This is a genomic window from Pontibacter sp. LHS2 (genome assembly GCF_058932845.1).
Window position 1 is genome coordinate 1758640 of sequence record NZ_JBZYWG010000001.1, and the last position, 20013, is coordinate 1778652.

The 20013-nt window shown below is 47.0% G+C and carries 13 protein-coding genes; 4 read left to right on the forward strand and 9 right to left on the reverse strand.

Annotated elements, in window-relative coordinates:
- Positions 1 to 515: 515 nt before the first annotated feature.
- Positions 516 to 3143 carry a PA14 domain-containing protein gene (locus AC5FX6_RS07640; protein ID WP_493596435.1) on the forward strand — a complete coding sequence of 876 codons (2628 nt, stop codon included), beginning with the start codon at positions 516 to 518 and terminating at the stop codon, positions 3141 to 3143.
- 311 nt (positions 3144 to 3454) lie between these two features.
- On the opposite strand, the gene AC5FX6_RS07645 is transcribed toward AC5FX6_RS07640, so the two are convergent.
- Both AC5FX6_RS07645 and AC5FX6_RS07650 read right to left on the reverse strand, forming a co-directional pair.
- Positions 3455 to 3934 (reverse strand): hypothetical protein, encoded by a 480-nt coding sequence (locus AC5FX6_RS07645; protein WP_493596436.1) that lies wholly within the window; start codon positions 3932 to 3934, stop codon positions 3455 to 3457.
- 314 nt (positions 3935 to 4248) lie between these two features.
- Positions 4249 to 6525, reverse strand: coding sequence for a LamG-like jellyroll fold domain-containing protein (locus tag AC5FX6_RS07650; RefSeq protein ID WP_493596437.1), 2277 nt, complete (start codon positions 6523 to 6525; stop codon positions 4249 to 4251).
- A 677-nt stretch (positions 6526 to 7202) separates the two neighbouring features.
- Between AC5FX6_RS07650 and AC5FX6_RS07655 the strand changes: the two genes are divergently transcribed.
- From AC5FX6_RS07655 to AC5FX6_RS07665, 3 genes are all read left to right on the forward strand, one after another.
- Entirely contained in the window at positions 7203 to 8681 is a 1479-nt protein-coding gene (locus tag AC5FX6_RS07655) for an MBOAT family O-acyltransferase (protein WP_493596438.1), read from the forward strand.
- 12 nt (positions 8682 to 8693) lie between these two features.
- The gene (locus tag AC5FX6_RS07660) at positions 8694 to 9806 is read left to right on the forward strand and encodes an alginate O-acetyltransferase AlgX-related protein (protein WP_493596439.1); all 1113 of its coding nucleotides are present in this window, start codon (positions 8694 to 8696) and stop codon (positions 9804 to 9806) included.
- Positions 9807 to 9867: 61 nt separating this feature from the next.
- On the forward strand, positions 9868 to 11109 hold the full coding sequence (locus AC5FX6_RS07665; RefSeq protein WP_493596440.1) for a glycosyltransferase family 61 protein: 1242 nt from the start codon (positions 9868 to 9870) through the stop codon (positions 11107 to 11109).
- A gap of 10 nt (positions 11110 to 11119) precedes the next feature.
- On the opposite strand, the gene AC5FX6_RS07670 is transcribed toward AC5FX6_RS07665, so the two are convergent.
- From AC5FX6_RS07670 to AC5FX6_RS07700, 7 genes are all read right to left on the reverse strand, one after another.
- Positions 11120 to 12334 carry a glycosyltransferase family 4 protein gene (locus AC5FX6_RS07670; protein ID WP_493596441.1) on the reverse strand — a complete coding sequence of 405 codons (1215 nt, stop codon included), beginning with the start codon at positions 12332 to 12334 and terminating at the stop codon, positions 11120 to 11122.
- Between the two features lie 102 nt (positions 12335 to 12436).
- Positions 12437 to 13783: an NAD(P)H-dependent oxidoreductase gene (locus tag AC5FX6_RS07675; RefSeq protein WP_493596442.1), complete on the reverse strand. Its 1347-nt coding sequence runs from the start codon at positions 13781 to 13783 to the stop codon at positions 12437 to 12439.
- Between the two features lie 125 nt (positions 13784 to 13908).
- Positions 13909 to 14460 (reverse strand): dTDP-4-dehydrorhamnose 3,5-epimerase, encoded by a 552-nt coding sequence (rfbC, locus tag AC5FX6_RS07680; protein ID WP_493596443.1) that lies wholly within the window; start codon positions 14458 to 14460, stop codon positions 13909 to 13911.
- Between the two features lie 61 nt (positions 14461 to 14521).
- Positions 14522 to 15628, reverse strand: coding sequence for a CDP-glucose 4,6-dehydratase (gene rfbG, locus AC5FX6_RS07685; RefSeq protein ID WP_493596444.1), 1107 nt, complete (start codon positions 15626 to 15628; stop codon positions 14522 to 14524).
- A 79-nt stretch (positions 15629 to 15707) separates the two neighbouring features.
- The gene (rfbF, locus tag AC5FX6_RS07690) at positions 15708 to 16508 is read right to left on the reverse strand and encodes a glucose-1-phosphate cytidylyltransferase (protein ID WP_493596445.1); all 801 of its coding nucleotides are present in this window, start codon (positions 16506 to 16508) and stop codon (positions 15708 to 15710) included.
- A gap of 314 nt (positions 16509 to 16822) precedes the next feature.
- Positions 16823 to 17644: a WecB/TagA/CpsF family glycosyltransferase gene (locus AC5FX6_RS07695; RefSeq protein ID WP_493596446.1), complete on the reverse strand. Its 822-nt coding sequence runs from the start codon at positions 17642 to 17644 to the stop codon at positions 16823 to 16825.
- Between the two features lie 4 nt (positions 17645 to 17648).
- On the reverse strand, positions 17649 to 18980 hold the full coding sequence (locus AC5FX6_RS07700) for an undecaprenyl-phosphate glucose phosphotransferase (protein WP_493596447.1): 1332 nt from the start codon (positions 18978 to 18980) through the stop codon (positions 17649 to 17651).
- Between the last annotated feature and the right edge of the window lie 1033 nt (positions 18981 to 20013).

Sequence of the window (20013 nt, forward strand, 5' to 3'; positions counted from 1 at the left end):
TTATAACACCTTTTAAAAATCAAAACACCATATCCCTCATTATTAAATATATTATATTTTATATATTCATCCATTTTACAGATATTATGCCTAAAACTTGAACTAGTATCTAATATTTAGAATTAATAATTCTGGTTTTATTTATACCAATTCTACACTTAATCCATATAAATTGTTTGCACTTTTGTAATTTTTGTAACTTTTTTCAACAATCCTTTAAAGCCAGAAACCTCCAATACTAACTCTAATCACACATTTTTCTTCTTTAATAAATTGAAATATCCAAAGCACCTATGATTTAATCAAGAATTTATCATAAAAGACTGGTTTTTCTAAAATTTTCCTACTTATATTTGCAACAACTTATATATGGAGATACACGCAAGGATTAGCCAAGCTTAATATCTTCATAAAAAGCACCAAGCAGCACACCTGCTTCTCTATCTGAAAATGGTAGCTTGCTTGGGGCCTTATAAGGAGTACATTTTTTAATTTTTCAACTTTTAGCCAAAAAGATGAATACAGTTTCCACTAAGGTGACTAAGTGGACGGGGACAACTCTGTCTGCTTTCATGCTCACACTCGTAGCCTTTCTAATCTCGACAGGTTTCGTTAACGCCCAAACTTACAGCGGGCCATTAGTAATCACAAAAGGAGGTACCTATACAGGTAACTGGGAATCCAAAGATTCTGAGGTAGCTGCTGTAGATGTTCGTACATCCGAACCTGTAACCATCGTAAACTCAAACATCAGAGGTGCTGGTTACCTGATCAAAAGCTGGGGTCATTCAGCCAACATCACTGTAAAAAACACGAAAGGCTATGGTCTTACTCCTACTCCTTTCAGAGATTACAAGAAACCACGTCGTTTCTTAACAGTTAACAACTTCAAGAATGTTGTTGTAGAGAACTGCTACCTCGAAGGCACTGCCGGTATATATATTGGTACACGCTATGAAGGTGACGGATCTACTAACAACACGGTAAAAATCCGTTATAACAGAGCCAAAAACATCGACGGCCGCGTTTACGGTGGCCAGCGTGAGCACTCTCAGTTTGCTCAGTTCAACTACCGTGGAAGCTTGCCACACGCTGAAATCGCCTGGAACGAGGTGATCAACGAGCCGAACAAATCACTTGTGGAAGACAACATCAACCTGTCTAACGCTCGCGGTACTTCTGGTTCTCCTATCCGTATTCACAACAACTACATCCAGGGTGCTTACCCATTCCCTGCTACAGAGACTAAATTCTCAGGTGGCGGTATCATCGCTGACTCATGGTACCAGGATGGTATGGGCGATCCGGCTTCTGTTGCTACTGCTTTCGTAAAGGTATACGATAACCAGACTGTAAACATTGGTAACTACAACTACTCAATCGCGGGTGGTAACAACATCGAAATATACAACAACCGTGGTGTAAACTCTGGTTTGTTTGATGATGGTACCCGCATGAATACGCACAACGTAGGTCTTTATGGTTATGACTACTATAAGAAAGGCGCTACCTTCAATGCTGTGATGCGCAACAACGTAACCGGCGTAATGAGCCAGGGCAACCTGTTCGACAAAAACTACTTCCCTGATGGTTCTGTAAAGAACGAAAACAACCCATACATCGGAGGTAACATCACGAAGCAGCACGAAAAAAATGAATACTCTGCATGGTTAGCTAAGCTAAGCAAAAACGGTGTTGTGCTTGGCCCGAACGGCACTGCACCATCTACTTCGCCACAGCCTACTACTGAAGCTCCAGTTGCTACAGCACCTGCTGAGCAGACACCAACTGTAGGCACTGGTTCTACAACAACTGGTACTGTTACAGGTACTTCAGGTACTGGCAAAATCACACGTGACTTCTGGTCAAACGTACACGGTTCTACTGTAAGCGTAATTCCAGTAAACACAAAGCCAGCTTCAACTACAGAATTGAACTCGTTCGAGGCGCCGCAAGGCCAGGGCAACAACTACGGCCAGCGTATCCGCGGCTACGTGACGGCTCCTGCCTCAGGCCAGTACACTTTCTGGATCGCGGCCGATGACGTGGCTGAGCTGTACCTGAGCACAAGCGAAGACCCGACCAAGAAGACGCGCATCGCCCTGTCAAGCACCTGGACTAACCCACGTGAGTGGACTAAGACCAGCGGTCAGCAGTCTGCCAAGATCACCCTGGAGGCCGGCAAGCGCTACTACATCGAGGCACTGATGCTGCAGGGCGGCGGCGGCGACAACCTGGCCGTGGGCTGGCAGTTGCCGAACGGCACCATGGAGCGTCCGATCGCTGGCAACAGACTGTCTGAAATGGGAAGCACTGCTCCTGTAGTAACTGTACCTACTGCTAGCATAACTCCTGTAGGCAAGATCACACGTGACTTCTGGTCAAACGTGCACGGTTCTACTGTAAGCGTGATTCCAGTAAACACGAAGCCAGCTTCAACTACTGAACTGAACTCGTTTGAGGCGCCGCAAGGCCAGGGCAACAACTACGGCCAGCGTATCCGCGGCTACGTGACGGCTCCTGCCTCAGGCCAGTACACTTTCTGGATCGCGGCCGATGACGTGGCTGAGCTGTACCTGAGCACAAGCGAAGACCCGACCAAGAAGACGCGCATCGCCCTGTCAAGCACCTGGACTAACCCACGTGAGTGGACTAAGACCAGCGGTCAGCAGTCTGCCAAGATCACTCTGGAGGCCGGCAAGCGCTACTACATCGAGGCACTGATGCTGCAGGGCGGCGGCGGCGACAACCTGGCCGTGGGCTGGCAGTTGCCGAACGGCACCATGGAGCGCCCGATCGCTGGCAACAGACTGTCACCTATCGAATCACTGACTGCTTTAGCTTCGTCTTCGCTTTCTGCTGAGACAACTGACACTGACATCAGCTTCGAAAAAGTAAGCGCTTATCCAAACCCATTCAACGACGTGGTAACACTTGACTTGGGCAAAGAGGAGATCAAGCTGCAGGAAGTTGTAATCCTGGATCAGGCTGGTACAGTAGTATACAAAGAAGACAACCTGAAGTTGGAGAGCAGTAAGCTGGTGATGAACCTTGCTTCTACTGGACTAAGAGCAGGTCTGTACTTCCTGAAGTATACTGACTCTAACGGTAAGAGCAACACGATTAAGCTGATCAAAGAGTAATTACCAGCTTAATATCCTCAACGCTAATTGAGGGATATATTAGAATTTACAGATTGGCTTAGAACAGCCAAATACAGAAAAGCGGTGCAGGAGTTATCCTGCACCGCTTTTCATTTTGTAATAACCTGACAGAGTATACTTTAATCAATTAAACAAAGCTAATCGTCCAGTGCGGATGGCACACCTATGCACGTTAAATGATTAAGTGTATAACCATAAAAAACCCTCCTGTTTTAGTTGATACATGTGCTGTATCTCTAAGACGGGAGGGTTTTCAAGTTGATGCCCCTGAAAGTCTGGGCTAGATATTGCTATTTCTTACGGACGAATCTCCAGGTATATACGCCTACTTTAGAGGTAGTCTTATCCGCTTCCGCAGCTTCTTCCGGGAAACCAGCCCAAGGCTTCTCTTCAACCCATGTCATTTCTGATTCTGAAATAGATTGAACAGTATAACGCCCCCTATCGTTACCCCGCTGCAACTCAATTACAGTAGAATCGCTAGGATCTGGGAAACTGTAATTCATCACCTCTGGCTGACCACCTCCTGGTACGGTAACAGTCACACGCTTACCGTCAAAACTGAAGGCTGTCTGATACTGTACCGAGTCTGTATACATCACTTCATCATCCATAGAGTAATAAACTCTTTTAATCATGGTGTTTGTCCAGTCGCCACGCATCTGAGCATCAATTTCAGATACAGGAGGCTCAAATGTGCTATCGTCGTCATCGTCACAAGAAGTGAGGAAGAGTGCAAAAAGTATTGGAATAAAGAATAATTTTTTCATAAAAAAATACAATTTAAATAAGTAAAGGCACTTTTAAGTTTGAGGATAGATTGTTTGTCTTAACGTAGAAAACCTAATGTTTTTCAAGCATAGTACGAGCTACGTTTTGCAGGGTTTATTAAAAATCTCACAAATACAATATTTATATAAGAAGTGATTGCTATTCATTACGTTATGAAAAATTTAAAAGTTATAACCAGGTTGTATACCTATAAACCCTGTAGAGCCACCGATCCCTAATTACAATATGTAAGTGCACTACCCAATGCTTCCACATAATCATGAAGCCTTCATTCTTTATGGATTCAAAAGAATTAACGAGCTACAACGAGTTTCCGATTAAGAGTTTTGTTACTTCCAGCTACTGTCAGGTTATAAATGCCCGGTGTTAAAGATCCACCGACCGGTAGTGTCAGATACAGCTCTCCAAACTCATTGGTGCGCACCTGTTGGCTAAGCACCTGCCTTCCGGAGACGTCTGTTATCATAAAAGTTACGTCTTCACTCTCTTTCAGATTGGCGATTTCGATGGTAACTTCATCTCCCATCCTGCTCGGGTTAGGATATACTTTAAAGGATGAGGCTGAAGGTGACCGATCTTGCAACAGGATGATATTAGAGTAAGTAAAGGTCCCGTCCCGTCGAACCAACCGAAGCCTGTAATAGCCTTGCTCTTTGAGTGGCGTTTCATCTGTAAAATTGTAGTTGATGGCAGACGTTGTAGTACCCGAGGCCTTCACCTGACCGATGGCTGTAAAGTTTTCACCATCTTCTGAACGCTCTATCTCAAAATAGTCTGTTTCAAGCTCGTAAAGGGTTCTCCATTCCAGCACTGCGACCTTTTGGGTGAAGCTTTCCCCTTCGGCATAGCGGCCCTGGAAACTCAGGATTTCCGTCAGATTGTTGTACACTTCAACAAAGCGTTCTCTAATCTCATCCTGAGAGAGGGCTCTGCCAAAGAGCTTCACTTCATCCATATCACCTTCATAGTGGTAACTGTTAAGCTTACTCGCATTAAAGTAGCCCAGGGTAACAGGTGACCGGCTGCTAAAGCTATACTTGTTTGCAAAGCTGCCAACCGCGATGGGCTCACCATCCACATAGAGCCTTACAGTGCCCGAACCACCTTCCCGCACTGCCACCAGTTGGTGCCAGCCTCCGTCGTTGAGCTTGGGTCCTGCTGAGCCTACAAACTGACCTTCAAACTCAATATCGGGCAAGTAGAAAGCGGCTTTTCGGTCTTTGTCAAGCCCCAGCCACCACTGAGATGGCGAGTCTGTAGCATGGCGCCCAAGCAGTACCTGGTTTTGAGCCTCACTACTTCCTTCTCGGGTTTCAGTGCGAAGCCAAAGCTCAATGGTAAATGTCTCGTTAGCATCCCAATCGAAGTTCGGACTACCGATCACATCCAGCCCTGTGTCGCGCCCATTAAAGCGCTGTGCCCCTCCTACTACCCCTTTCACCGCGGCAGGCCGGCTTCTTGCTCCCACTATGGCGTCAATAGGCGTATACACGTCCCGATAATTAGAACCTGTTGTTTCATTTAGCATCCAGTGGTGCAGCATACCTATACCTTCTTCCGTAGCGGCTCTCACATTAATCTGAAAGCGGTGCGGTGCACTCTCACCCTGACTATTGTTTGCTTTCACCTCCACCGTAAAATTGCCTGCAGCCTGTGGAACCCAGGTAATCAGGCCTGTGCCTGCATTGATTGCCATTCCCGGCGGGCCTGAAATCAGGATGTATCGAGGGGCTGGTTTACCGGCTGCATTCACATCATAGGTATATTGCTGGTTGACAGCGCCATAGGTAATAGGTTCAGATACGATTTCTGGCCTGATCACTTCAGGTCCACAGTAATTGCCCGCCCCGTGGTTATAACGGTCGCGCATTGCCTGCTCTGACAAATTCCTGTTGTAGATGAGTAGTTCATCAACAATACCATCAAAGTAAAACTTGCTGTCAATATCGATGTACCCGATTGTGACCGGGCTGGTGGACTCCATGCTTCCGGGGTATACCTTCGTTTCAGATACCCTGTCGTCTACTCTAAAGCCGTCCACATATAATTTAGTAATCTGAGGGCCACCTTCCCGCACAACCGCCAGGTGATGCCATTTGCCATCAGCCACGTTTACAGCTTTTAGATAATCACTGATCGTGTGGCGTTCCCCCAAGTTATCCTGCATATCAAAAACAGCATACCCCTCTGGATTAACGCCAAGCCACCATGCCATCAGACCATTACCGGATTTGCGGCCAACAATTACCTGATTAGATGATTTACGGTTCACCTGCACCCATACCTCCATGCTGTAACTGCTATTGGGTCCCCATTCGAAGTTTTTGATCTCTGTGAATTGCAACCCGGTGCCTGCACCGCCAAAGCGCTGTCCACCTGCAAAGCGACTGCTGATTGGTATCGGACAGTTCGTACAGGTAGCGCTTCCATTGGTCACATAGTCGACATAACTGCCAGCCACTTTTTCATCAAAACCAAAGTGATGCACTAAACCAGGAGGGCATGCGGCCTGCGCCATCACCATACGCTGATCTGCTACGCTGAGCAGCAGGACGAGTGCAATGGCCAAGGCTACTTTACACTTAGAGCCTAAGGGGTATAAAAAGAGGTATCGAATAAGGTACCTGAAGATGGATGCTATCATATAAGCTCACTAAATATCTTTTTCACGACATCCGCTAATTGCTCGCCAATGTATATCGTGTTGTTTTTTGTAACGAAGCGCTGGACAGCTGCTGTTTTAAGCAAAGGGCTAGCTCACAACATTGCCTGTCCTGTACGAAGAGTATAGAGTTACTGTTGTATTAGAGTACAATAATATTACGCCGTTGCGTGCCAGATGTTCGGCTTTAAGACATACTAAAATTGTCCATAAAGCCACTAAATAGAATGGAGCTTACAAAAACCGAATTGGGGCTTGATAATATGGCAAAAGCATATCCGGTAACACAACACACCTGTACCTTGCCTCTCTCTTGACGCAGTTGACAAACCACGGGATGCAATTCTTTTATTAGGAAGAACAGCCATTTGCGACGGCTCACGTAAAGAAAGCTGCACAATTATTTCTGTGCCCCTATACAGTCAGAAAAATATATACCGTAATCCTAAACCTTTTGGTCTGACTCTTAATATATACTAAGAAAAATGACTTCTGAATTGGTCAGATCAGCTAAAAATCAGGAAAACGGCTACGAAACAGCATGAGACGACGTGCTTCTCAGACATTCATAACAGCGTCTAACTATGTTATTTAACTCTACTGAATTTTTCATATTCTTCCCGGTAGTAGTTACGCTCTACTTTTTAACACCCCCCAATCGCAGATGGCTGATTCTGCTGTTGGCGAGTTATTACTTCTATGCTTCCTGGAAGCCAGCCTATACCTTGATCCTGATCTTCTCAACCATTGTGGACTATAGCTGTGGCCGAGCCATGGGCAGGTATAGCGACGAGGAAAAACACAAACGCAAGCCCTACCTTTGGCTGTCATTACTATCCAACCTAAGCATACTCGGATTATTCAAGTATTACAATTTCTTCAATGACAGTGCACGCGACCTGGCCTCTACCCTCAACATGGACTATGCAGTGCCCGCCTTTGAGCTGCTTTTGCCGATGGGCATCTCGTTCTATACCTTCCAGACCATGAGCTACTCCATTGATGTGTACCATGGGCGTATCAAACCGGAGCGGCACCTGGGTGTATTTGCCCTGTTTGTTTCATTTTTCCCGCAACTGGTGGCAGGGCCTATCGAACGGGCAGGCAACCTACTGGGGCAGTTGAAGGCCAATCACGAATTTAGGTATGACCGCGTGGTGGGCGGTTTGCGGCGTATGGGCTGGGGCTTTTTCAAAAAGATCATGATCGCGGATAACCTCGCCCTGATGGTAAACCAGGTATACAATAATCCAACCGACTACGAGGGCATCACGCTCATCATCGCCACTATCTTTTTTGCTTTCCAGATCTACTGTGACTTCTCCGGCTATTCTGACATTGCCATTGGGGCAGCGCAGGTCATGGGCTTCCGGCTGATGGAGAACTTCCGCAGACCTTACTTCTCCAAGAGCATCTCAGAGTTCTGGAGCCGTTGGCATATTTCGCTTTCCTCCTGGTTCCGCGACTACCTGTACATACCGCTTGGGGGCAACCGGGTGGTAAAGTGGCGCTGGTACTACAATCTGTTCATCACTTTTTTGGTGAGTGGCCTGTGGCACGGTGCAAACTGGACCTTTGTGGTATGGGGCGCATTACACGGCTTTTATCTGGTGTTTGCAATCGTAACGTCAAAGCAACGAGACGCCCTGGCTGATAGTCTTGGGCTTCGCAGCCGCCCGTTACTTTATAAGTGGGTGCAGGTGCTCAGTGTTTTTGCGCTGGTGCTTTTCTCCTGGGTATTTTTCCGGGCTAACTCTATCGGGGAGGCATTTTATATTCTGCAGAGCAGCTTGACAGGTATAGGTAACATCCGACAACTGCTGGCAGGTATAAACCTGGAGCACATTCTGTTCATGGACCAGGGTTTTAAGGTATTTGCAGTCTCTGTCATCTCGATCATGATCATGGAAACGGTTCATCTGATCCAGCGGCATGGCAGTGTATCGCAGTTGATAGGTCAGCGACCTACAGTTGTGCGCTGGGCGTTCTACTACGTTGCCATCATAGCGGTGCTGCTCTTTGGGCAATTCGGTCACCAGGAGTTCATTTATTTTCAATTCTAATCAGCACAGGGAATGAAAAATAGAGAGGTAAGAAGGCTTTTCAAGAAATTGACGCTGCTCGTGCTGCCCTTTGTACTGTGGCCTTTTATTGAAGCGATTGTACTGCCTATCAACTACTTCACCTTTAGGATCTGGGAAACCATCTCTGTGAATAGTGTTCGTTTGCTGTCCGGTCCGTTTTACCCGAATATGCATATGCGCATGGAGGAAGAAGGTGAACTGGCTCCCCGCACACCCTATGCTGAAAAGAAAATAGTGGAGTGGTATACCGACCCTTATGGCTATCGCAATCGCGACACCAAAGCGGAAGTGCTGCTGATCGGGGACTCCAATATAACAGGCGCTAAACTTTCGCAGGAGGAAACACTGGCTGAAGTATTGGAGAAACAGCTGGGCAAGCACGTTTACTCCTTCGCCCCTGCCACTGTCAACCGTTTTTTGGGCACGAAGCGCTTTGAGGAAAACCCTCCGGAGGTTGTCGTGGTGTCGAGCATTGAGCGCCGTATACCTGAGCTGCCAGCCGTAGGTGCCACAGGTATAGGCAATAAACTTCGCGACCGGACAGGTTCTGTCATCAATTCATCAAAGGCGCTGACCTGGATGGCTGTCACGGCAGACCGCATCTCAAAGCTGGGTCTCTACCATCGCACCTTGGCAAACATAGAGCGGAGGTTCGGCAAAAAAACCTACATCCATTATCAAAACGAATTCTTTATGGAGGGAGAATACGCCAACAGAACCTTCACAGACGAAGAAATAAACCAGATAGCCGACGTGTTGGAAGGCTATAAGCATGCACTGGCTGAGCGCGGCATTCCATTTGTGTTTATGCCTATACCTAACAAGGAGAACATTTATCACCAGTTACTACCTTCGGCACGTAAGCCTGATTTTCTGCCCCGCCTCATGGCCGAGCTGAAGAGCAGAGACGTAAAGGTGGTAGATACTCAAGAGGCTTTTGAGCACTTGTACCATCATGAACAAAAAAAGCTATACCCTGCCGATGACGGCCACTGGAACAATACAGCCGTGGCAGCCGCTGCCAGCCTATTGGCGCGACATTTGCAGCAAGTGGATGACAGCACTGAACAAAGCACCCGACATTTGGTCAAGCAACTAGATTGATGGTGTAACACAGCCATATTTGAATTACAAACGTATAGCAATTATTACTCACCATATATATATGAAACCAAAGGTATTTTACGATAAATCCACCAATCGTCTGAAGAAGATACTTGGGCGTATCATTCCCCATAACACCCGTTTCAGACCTACTGGCGTTTGCCAGATCAATACAAAAGATGAAGTTGCCTGCACCAAATCCGAAGTAAAGGTGCATAGTATATACCCTAACCTGACTACTCCGCTCGAAATATCAGAAGAACTGTATCAAGCCTGTTCTGATTACTGGAAACCGAAGCGCAGCGTGACCACGGATTATGTAGTGGTGGAGGTGCCAAACGGTCGCATCCATACTGATAATGAGAGCAGTGTGGCCATCGTATCGCAGCAGAACAGAGTCATTGAAAATGTGTCGCTTAGCTTGACGAACGGCAAAGCCACTAGTGCTGAGCAAAACAACATCTTTACCCAAAGCTATTTCCAGGCGCCAACCCGCTTTAAGGGTACGGTTTTCACCATGCTAACCGGTGGGGCCGGCCTTAATAACATCGGCCATTGGTTTCTGGATGTGCTACCGCGCCTGCATCTGCTCCGTGAAAGTGGCTTATACGATGAAGTAGATTGGTTCCTGGTGCCTAATACAAGGTATAGCTACCAAACGGAAACGCTGGAGCTGCTAGGTATACCTGCTGAGAAAATCATCACAGGCGTAGAATATCGCCACCTCACTGCCGATCGCATCATTGCCTCTACGGCACCACGTGGTAATCATACCTTGGTACCGCGCTGGTTGGGACAGTACATCCGTGATTCTTTCCTGCCACTGGTACAACATGAGGTATTACCGGCATCAGAGCGGGTGCCTTACCTGTACATCAGCCGCAGCGACTCGGCTATACGCAACGTGCTGAACGAAAAAGAGCTGCTGGAGGCGCTGGAAACGTATAAATTCAAATCCATTGTATCCAGTAAGTACAGCATCCTGGAAAAGATCAGGATGTTCTCTCAAGCCAAAGTGGTGGTATCAGCCACAGGCGCTGGATTGATCAGTATGTTCTTTTGCAAGCCAGGCACCAAGATCGTCGAGATCTTCCACGAAGGTTTTGTGATTGAACCGTTCTATGATATCGCTGGCAAAATAGACCTCGACTATGACTACATCATCTGCAAAGGCGAAAAGCCGGTGCATGATGCGGCAGAAGGCCAGCGACAGCATTTGTTTGTCGAAACCGATCAGGTTGTGGAGATACTTGAGAAAATGCGAAAAAACTCAGGAAAAAAGAATAGCGTGGAAACAGTATAGAAGTTGTTTCCTAAGAGATAGTTGCCTCTGTGACCTTAGTTGCAGGGGCATTTTTCTTTTTAGCCCGGATAGCGTCTTCATAAATAGCAATGAGCATGCGATAGTTAGCTTCAGGCGTATACCTGTCTTCATAGCTTTGACGAGCCGCCGTACCTAGTTTCGCAGCCAGTACAGGGCTCTGGAATAAGTGTTGGACTTTTTCAGCCAGCTCAGCAGCATGACCAGGGGTATAATGCAGACCGTTGATCCCATCTTCGACTAACTGTTCTGCACCACCAATTTTGGCGGCAATAGCAGGCGTACCAGTAGAGAACGCCTCGATAATAGTCATACCGAACGTTTCCATCCATTCCGAGGAGAAGATCAGGCCACGAGCGCTTTTCAGCATCTCCAGTACCTGCTCCCGATTCTGGAAGCCCAGGTAATCTATGTTCTCATGCGTTGCCGCATACTCCTCCACTCGTTCCCGCAGCGGACCATCCCCCACCACTTTCAATGGGAAACCTTTCAGTTCATGTGCTTTCAGCAGGGTCTCTATCCCTTTTTCAGGCGTTAGGCGACCAACGTACAGGAAATAGTCCTCACGCTCGGTATGGCCTATACCTAAATCCTGGGTAAAATTAGGCTTCACAGCGAGTTGCTCCGGCCTTAGCTGGAGCGAAGAGTCACGGAACAGGGTGGCAGCTCCTGGGGTAAGCGCGATGAACTTGTCAACTTTTTGCTGCCAGGTGCCCAGCACTTTGTGTATACCTGTGGTGAGCACTACTGATGCCGTTTGCACTGCAGAATCCCTGTATACCTTTTGTTGGATGGCACCCAGTGGGAAAGTCTTTTGCAAATTCTCCAGTTGTACCTTACCCTTGTAGTAAAGTAAAGCGCTTGGGCAAACCAAACGATAATTGTGCAGTGTCATGACAACAGGTACCTGCATGCGCTGCGCTACATAAAACACAGCCGGTGACAGTAACGGAAAGAAATTGTGCACATGGATGACATCGGGCTTGAAAGCCTTTATCCGCTCCTCTACCAGCTTCGCACTGCCTGCATTATACACAACTCCAAGCGCAGCCTTTAGCTTTTCGGTCAGGCTGTTCACCTCTTTGTTCGAGAAAGTTAGTTTCTCCACCTGATGACCGTGCTGCTCTAACAGGTTAGCTTCCGCGTGAAAAACGGTATCCTCGCCTCCGGCCTGTTTGTAGTAGTTGTGTATGATAAGAATGCGCATGTATAAAAATATATAGTCAGGCATACGAAATCCCGCCCGGGCCATACCTGACCGAGGCGGGATTTGTACCTGTTTTGTATTGTATGCTGCAACTGCCCCTGTTTAGGCTATTGCAGTTTTAGTCGTTGCTTGTTCTTTAGCCTCTGCAAAAGCTGAAGCAAAGTATTGACGCTGCTCTTCCCGGAGTTTGTCGATTGTTCTACCTTCTGGTAAAAACACGTCGTCATAAGTTAGCACCTGGTCTTTCGGTATGTCACGCTTCAGCACGCAGCCTTCCGCTATACCTATTGGCAGCAGATTTTCGTGCGCGGTCACATCGGCATTTTCGCAAAGCCCATAGGTCATGTAATGGCCGATGCCGTCAATGGTTTCGCCAGCCTTTAGGTCCTTTTTGGCGGCTGTTACCACTTCCACATACGGACGATCCAGTGGCGTGAGTGCAGCATCATTAAAGAGTACGGCTCTGGCAATAGTGAGCGGCACTTCGAGATGGCACAGGTGATACGGGGTATAGAAACAGTAAAGCGGCCCCTCACCCATTTTGTAATAGTTGAGGTAGTGCTGCTGTCGTTCGTTATCCTGCGTAGCCAGCACAAATACACCACCGGCTGGCTCAGCTATACCTACCACATAGTCTACAATGCCCGGTCCATTGGTAAGTTCTTCTAATGGGAACAGATTCACGGACTCCCTAATGTTAGCTCCCTGTGGCGCGTAAGGACCCAGCATACCGCGTTTGGCTACACGCATGCCTGTTCCGTTTGCCACTATGGCCTGCTCAAAGGAAATCTTGGTACCGTCTGCAAAAGAAGTAACCATGGCAGGGTTCTGACCCCAGCGCTTGGCAAAACTCTCTTGTGTGGTCGGGTTGCGATACGGGTCGTGCAGGCCTTTGATATTGCCGCAAAGCACGGGCTTCATACCGATCGACTTCACGTAGCGGTACAGGTTCATGATCACGCCAGGCTGGTCACCATCCACATTCGTGAACACAACACCTGCTTTATCGGCGTATACCTTCAGGATCGGGCCGACGGTGCCGTCCACTTCAGCATCCATCATGATCGTGTGCTTGCCATTTTGGATAGCCTCCAAAGCCACTTGTGCTCCGAATTCCACGGCACCGGTCACTTCCAGGATCGCGTCTATACCTTCCGCCCGACAAAGCAGCATGGGATCGTTGGTGATGCTATACCTGCCGTTGCGGATGTTTTCTTGCAGAGCCTCTAAAGAGTCCACTTCCTCCACCTCGGCTATACCTGCCTCGTTGTAAGTTTCACGGGCGCGGTCGATGGTGCGGTTCGAGATAGCCACCAGTTCCATACCTGGCACGTGGTGCTTGATTTGCAATGCCACGCCTTTGGCCATAAACCCGGCTCCTACCATCCCTACACGGACAGGCCGTCCTTCAGCTTCTCGTTTGGCTAATGCGGTATCTATAATGATCATAGTTCTTCTTTTAAAAATGCGCCTTTATTAAACGACTTTATACAGTCTCAGACAATCCCCAACTTCAGTTACAGGTATAAAACTGAGATCTTTTATTACCTGTCCTTTTTCTGTTGACCGATTGCTCAAAAAGCTGACTGCTCTGGTATAGCTTCCAGCAATGGATGGTTCTGGTCTTTCTCCGAGATGATCTGAGGTTCCATGGGCCATTGTATGTTGAAAGCCGGGTCATTCCAGCGATGCCCGCGTTCAGCTCCGGCCGCATAGAAGGCCGTTACCTGATACATCACATCAGAGTTGTCCTCCAATGTCAGATAGCCGTGCGCGAATCCTTCCGGAACATATAGCATGCGGTAATTGTCAGCCGTCAGTTCCACGCCAATCCATTGCTTGTACGTTTCGGAGTCAGGGCGCAGGTCCACGATCACGTCGTAGATAGCGCCGCGGGTGCAGCGCACAAGCTTGGTCTCGGCGTGCGGTGCCAGTTGCATGTGCATGCCGCGCAGGGTGCCCTTTTTGTAGTTGTAGCTTACATTGGCCTGCACCAGGTTAGTGTTTAGCCCGTATTGCTCAAATTCGTTCTGGCAGTACGCCCGACCGAAGAAGCCACGTTCATCTTCCAGCTTTTTGATGTCGATGATGTAAGCGCCTTTTAGTTTGGTTTCTGTAAAGATCATGTATGTTGATGTATTGGAAAACACCTGCAAAGGGCTGCCTTGCAGGTGTCTGTCGTTCAAATTATGATGGCAGGTATACGGGTTGTTCGTCTTCGAGGTATTCGGCAATTTGCCCCATCGTGAATTCTCTGATGTCAGTTATACCTTCATGGTATGTTTTATACCAGCCAATGGTGCGCTCAATGGCTTGCGAAGAGTTGTACTTTGGTGTCCAGCCAAGCTCTACCAGTGCTTTGCTGATGTCCAGCTTAAGCAATCCGGCTTCGTGTGGCTGGTTCTTGAGTTCCGGCTTGTCATAGCTGCCAGATCCCCATACCTGCAGGGCCTTCTGTACCAGATCTTCCACAGGACTATTGTCGCCCGCCTGCGGACCGAAGTTCCAGGCGCCGTCAAAGGATTTCGGGTTTTCAGCCATTTTAGCACCCAGCAAGAGGTAACCACCCAGCGGCTCGAGTACGTGCTGCCACGGACGCACCGCATTCGGGTTGCGCACCGTTACCGGTTCCCCTACCCGCAGTGCCCGCACTATATCCGGTATGATCCTATCCTTGGCCCAATCGCCACCCCCGATCACGTTACCGGCGCGGGTGCTGGCAATCGCTTTCTGGTGCTTTTCAAAGGCTTCTGGATGGAAGAACGAACGGGTATAGGACGAGATCACCAACTCCGCACAGGCTTTGCTGGCGCTATAGGGGTCGTAACCGCCCAATTGGTCCGATTCCCGGTATGGGTATACCCACTCCTTGTTCTCGTATACCTTATCCGTCGTGATCAGCACGACAGTGCAAGCCTTCTCGAGCTTGCGCACGGCATCCAGCACATGGGCTGTTCCTACGGCATTCACAGCAAAGGTCTCGGACGGAAATTCGTACGACAGACGCACCAGCGGCTGTGCGGCCAGATGGAAAATAAAGTCCGGCTGAAAGCGCAGGACAGCTTCTTCCACGGCTTCCTTGCTACGGATGTCAGCGATCACCGACTCGCACAGGCTGTCGCCGTCGATCAGGTGATACATGTCTTCTTCGGTTTCGGGTGCAAGGGCGTAGCCCATGATCTCAGCTCCAAGGGAATGCAACATTTGCAGCATCCAGGAACCTTTGAAACCGGTATGGCCTGTCAGAAATACTTTTTTGTTTTGATAGGTTTGCTGCAGAAATTCTCTCTTCATCAGCTTATGTTTCGCTAAAAGGTCAGGTATAGGATATGTTATACGAAGTCGGTCAACAATGTGCTATACCTACCGTCGTTTAGGCATTTACAGGTTGGTTTTGAATCACTTTATACCACGGAGCCTTTCCTTGCTGGATCAGCTCTTCCAGGTAGTTCTTATCACGAAGGGTGTCCATCGGTTGCCAGAAGCCGGTATGCTTGAAGGCAGCCATCTCCCCTTCACGGGCCAGACGCTCCATCGGCTCACGCTCCCAGGTAGTATGGTCTCCGTCGATGTAATCGATCACGGAAGGCTCCAGCACGAAGAAACCACCGTTGATCCATGGCTGCTCACCGCCTTCAGGCTTCTCCTGAAAATGGCGTACATGCGTGTCTTCTCCTGAGAGGGTAAAAACACCGAATCGGCCTGGCTGCTGCACAGCGGTAAGTGTCGCTTTGGTGCCTTGCTGCTTATGAAACTCAATGGAAGCGCTGATATCGATATCGCTTACACCGTCGCCATAAGTTAAGCAGAATGTCTCGTCACCAATATAGTCACGCACACGCTTCAGACGGCCGCCGGTTAGCGTACCCTCTCCTGTGTCAACCAGCGTCACTTTCCAGGATTCTGTATTATTTTGGTGCACCTTCATGCTATTATTGTTCATATCGAAGGTCACATCAGAGTTATAAAGGAAGTAATTAGCAAAATACTCTTTGATCATGTGGCCTTTGTAGCCGCAGCAAATCACAAAATCGTTGATGCCGTGCGAAGAGTATATTTTCATGATATGCCAGAGGATGGGTTTTCCGCCGATTTCTACCATCGGTTTTGGTCTAACACCACTCTCTTCACTGATGCGGGTTCCGTATCCGCCGGCCAGTATTACAGCTTTCATTAATTTTAAGGGTTTGGGGTGAACTTTTGTTTTAAATCTGTCTTCTATACGACAATTACTATATTTTGATTTTGATAAATCGGAAATAATAGTCGTGTCTTCTTATCAGCAAAGCCTGATGCTCTGTGGTAGAACCTGGTATGTTATAACACACCTACTTCAGGAGCAACTTGTCCTTATACCCACATCTGGCATTTAGGTTTTACAGAAGGATGACGTTTAGTTTGATGTCTGCTTCTATAGCTTGAAAGGCATGGATGAAAAAAATGCGCTGTGGTGGGTTTATACCTACGCAGCGCATTTTTTTGATACTGTTAGTTTACCGTTACCACGGTGGCTTTTTTATGCTTATCACCGGGCCATAGCATATCTTTCAGAGTCAGGTATACGAAGGTGCTATTGGTAACCAGGTAGCGTTTCCAAAGTCGCTTGGGCTCTTGATACAGCCGGTATGTCCATTCCAGTGACAGGTCACGTGCCCATTTCGGCAGTCGTCTCTCCAGCCCGGCATACGTCATGTAAGCCTGACCCACACCCAGCATGCAGGCTTTTACGCGACCTTTATGCTCGGCCATCCAGCGTTCCTGCTTCGGGCATCCCAGGGCTACAAATACTAAGTCGGCCCCTGCATCATTGATCATATCCACGATGGACTGATCTTCCTCCTCCGTTAGCTGACGGAAAGGCGGTGAATAATAGCCCGCTATCTTTACATCCGGGTGCTTAGATTTGGCAGTTGCCACCACAGCTTCCAGTACATCATCTGTAGAGCCATAGAAGAAAACAGACTTACCTCTGGCAGCGGCTTCTTCAATCAAACGCGGCATCAGGTCCATACCTGGCACACGGTCCTGGTTGTGACCGTACTTCAGTTTCATTAGCTTGGAGAGTGGTCCGCCGTCTGGCGAGGCCACATCTGCCTCGTTTAGTATTTTATTGAAATTCGGGTCCTGGTATGCTTCTACCAGCATGTGCACATTGGCAAAGCATACATAAGATGAAGCTCTATTATCGGTCATCCAAAATACCTGCTCCACAAATTCATCAAAGCGGCCAGTCGTGATGTAGGACTTCAGCAGGCGGCGCTTTTGCTGCAAGGGTGCTGCAGTTCTGCGCATGATACTTGTCTCAGTCATCTCGTTAGTATGCATTTTTCTCACCTTTCACCATGTTCCAAACAGTCAGGAAGATGATTTTCATATCCATCATGAAGCTCCAGTTCTCCATGTATTTTACATCATACTCTACACGTTTCTCCATCAGGTGCACTTCTTTGGTCTCGCCTCTAAAGCCGCTCACCTGTGCATAACCCGTAATACCCGGTGTTACGAAGTGACGCATTTTGTATTTGTTAATCACTTTAGAGTAGTGATCCAGCTGCGATACCAGGTTCGGACGAGGTCCTACTACCGACATATCGCCTAGTAGCACGTTGAAGAACTGTGGCAATTCGTCCAGATTAGACTTACGCAGGAAGGCACCTACTCTGGTAATACGCGGGTCATTTTTAGTAGCTTGCAACTCCGTGCTGTTATTCACCCGCATGGTTCTAAACTTGTAGCACACGAAGAGTCTGTTCTTTTTACCCGGACGCAACTGCTTAAAGAAGATCGGTCCCGGAGAACTGATTTTGATTGCCAGCGCGATGATCGGCATCACGATAGGGAACAGGAACAAGATTACACCTAATGAGAAGGCAATGTCAAAGGCACGCTTTACAACGCGGTTTGTCACTTGCTCCAGTGGCTCCTTGCGCACACTGATCATCGGGATGTTCTGGTAGAAGTACATGTTCACTTCACGCTGCACGATAGCGCTGAAATCAGGCACAATACGGAAGTAGATGAAGTTATCATCGGCAAACTCAGTCAGATCATCGATCTGCTCCTTGTCATTCACAGGCAGTGTGTAATACACCTCGTCAATGTTGTTCTGTAGGCAGTATTCTCTCAGCTCAGCCACATTACCTTTTACCATGCTGCTGTGCTTGCTCAGTTCATCGGCTTTGTCGGTGAAGAATCCCATAAACTTACGACCTGGCGCTTCATCGCTGCTGAAGGTCTGGTGCAGTGAAATGGCTGCAGGTCCCATACCTACGATCACGTAACGGCTGTACGCCATATCTGATTTTGAGAAGTAGCGCTGTGCAAGGAATAAAACCACTCGGCTTATACCGATCAGCAGCGCTGTAAACAGATAAGTATACAAAAGCAGCAAGCGGGACAGGTGCTCCAGGTTGAAAATCACAATACAGCTGGAGAGTATCACAGCGTGTATTGCAAATGCGTTGAGCATGTTGCCTGTCTTTCTGCCTACCGGCAGGAAGCCATCAATGCGGAACATGAAGTTCTTGAATCCCGATACGATCCACCAAACCAGTGCAAACAGTACAAAGAAGATACTGTACTGGTGGGTGAGCTCAAGATCACCGTATCTGAAAAGGTTTGACAGCTTAAATGCGAAAGCTATCAATGTGATGTCTAGTATTAATAAAATTATTCTATTAAAACTATTATAGTGTCTGTATTTGTGCATAACCTGAAATTGTACTTATAGAATCATAATTCCCTTTTTTCCTTAATTGACTTCCTTACGCCTCTTCCCTTCAATCACTTTGTCAATTCTCACGTTGCTCCGGGACCCATGACAACCTTAATGTCTGTATTCACCTTTAGTCTTAAAATAATATTCTGTTTTTGAACATTTAATTCTGACGTTGATAACCGCTCGCAATTACCAAACGGAATTTAGACTGAAATACGACTGCATTTATATTAAGGTTTATTAATTTATCGCTAAAACATTAATAAAATATTAAGTGATAATATTAGCATATTACTATTTTTAAATACGCCTAAGTTAAAATTATAACTTAAATCTTTATTATATAACTTTTTTTATAATTTACACCTAATAGGCCTGCTATTCCTAAAAAGGTTTCACTTAAGCTGCCAATATTTTCATAATAAAATTTTCAACAGGTAAATCCCCCTATCAAAAATAGGTTGGTTTGTAATATCACTTTCTAAACCAATGATCGCGCAGTAATTCATATACCAGAATGTATCATAAATCAGCAACCTTTAATGATTTAATCATATCTATAAATAATCCTACATACACAGTTTATGTTATAATACGCCCTACTTTTATTGGCTTAAACATGATAAACAACCTGATAGCGAAGATTTCGAGATAAGAGGGGATAGTAGAACACTATTTACAAGAATAAGCACTAAAGCTTGATTCATAAAAAATTTACAATTATTTGAACCAAGTGTCAGCGAAAAACATTTTGCACAATACGGACAGGCTACAAAAATGTTTGGCTTAAAGCGATAAAAGTTTCAGATATACGAAATTCATTTTCAAGACACTCTGATAACTAATGCACGCTCAGTTATAGTAGGGATTGTTACACCTTCTATACTATGAAAGCGTCCTTTTGCCGAATTGAATTATACAGCCATCCTCATTTTTACAGAAAAGCATTCATCTATAGCAA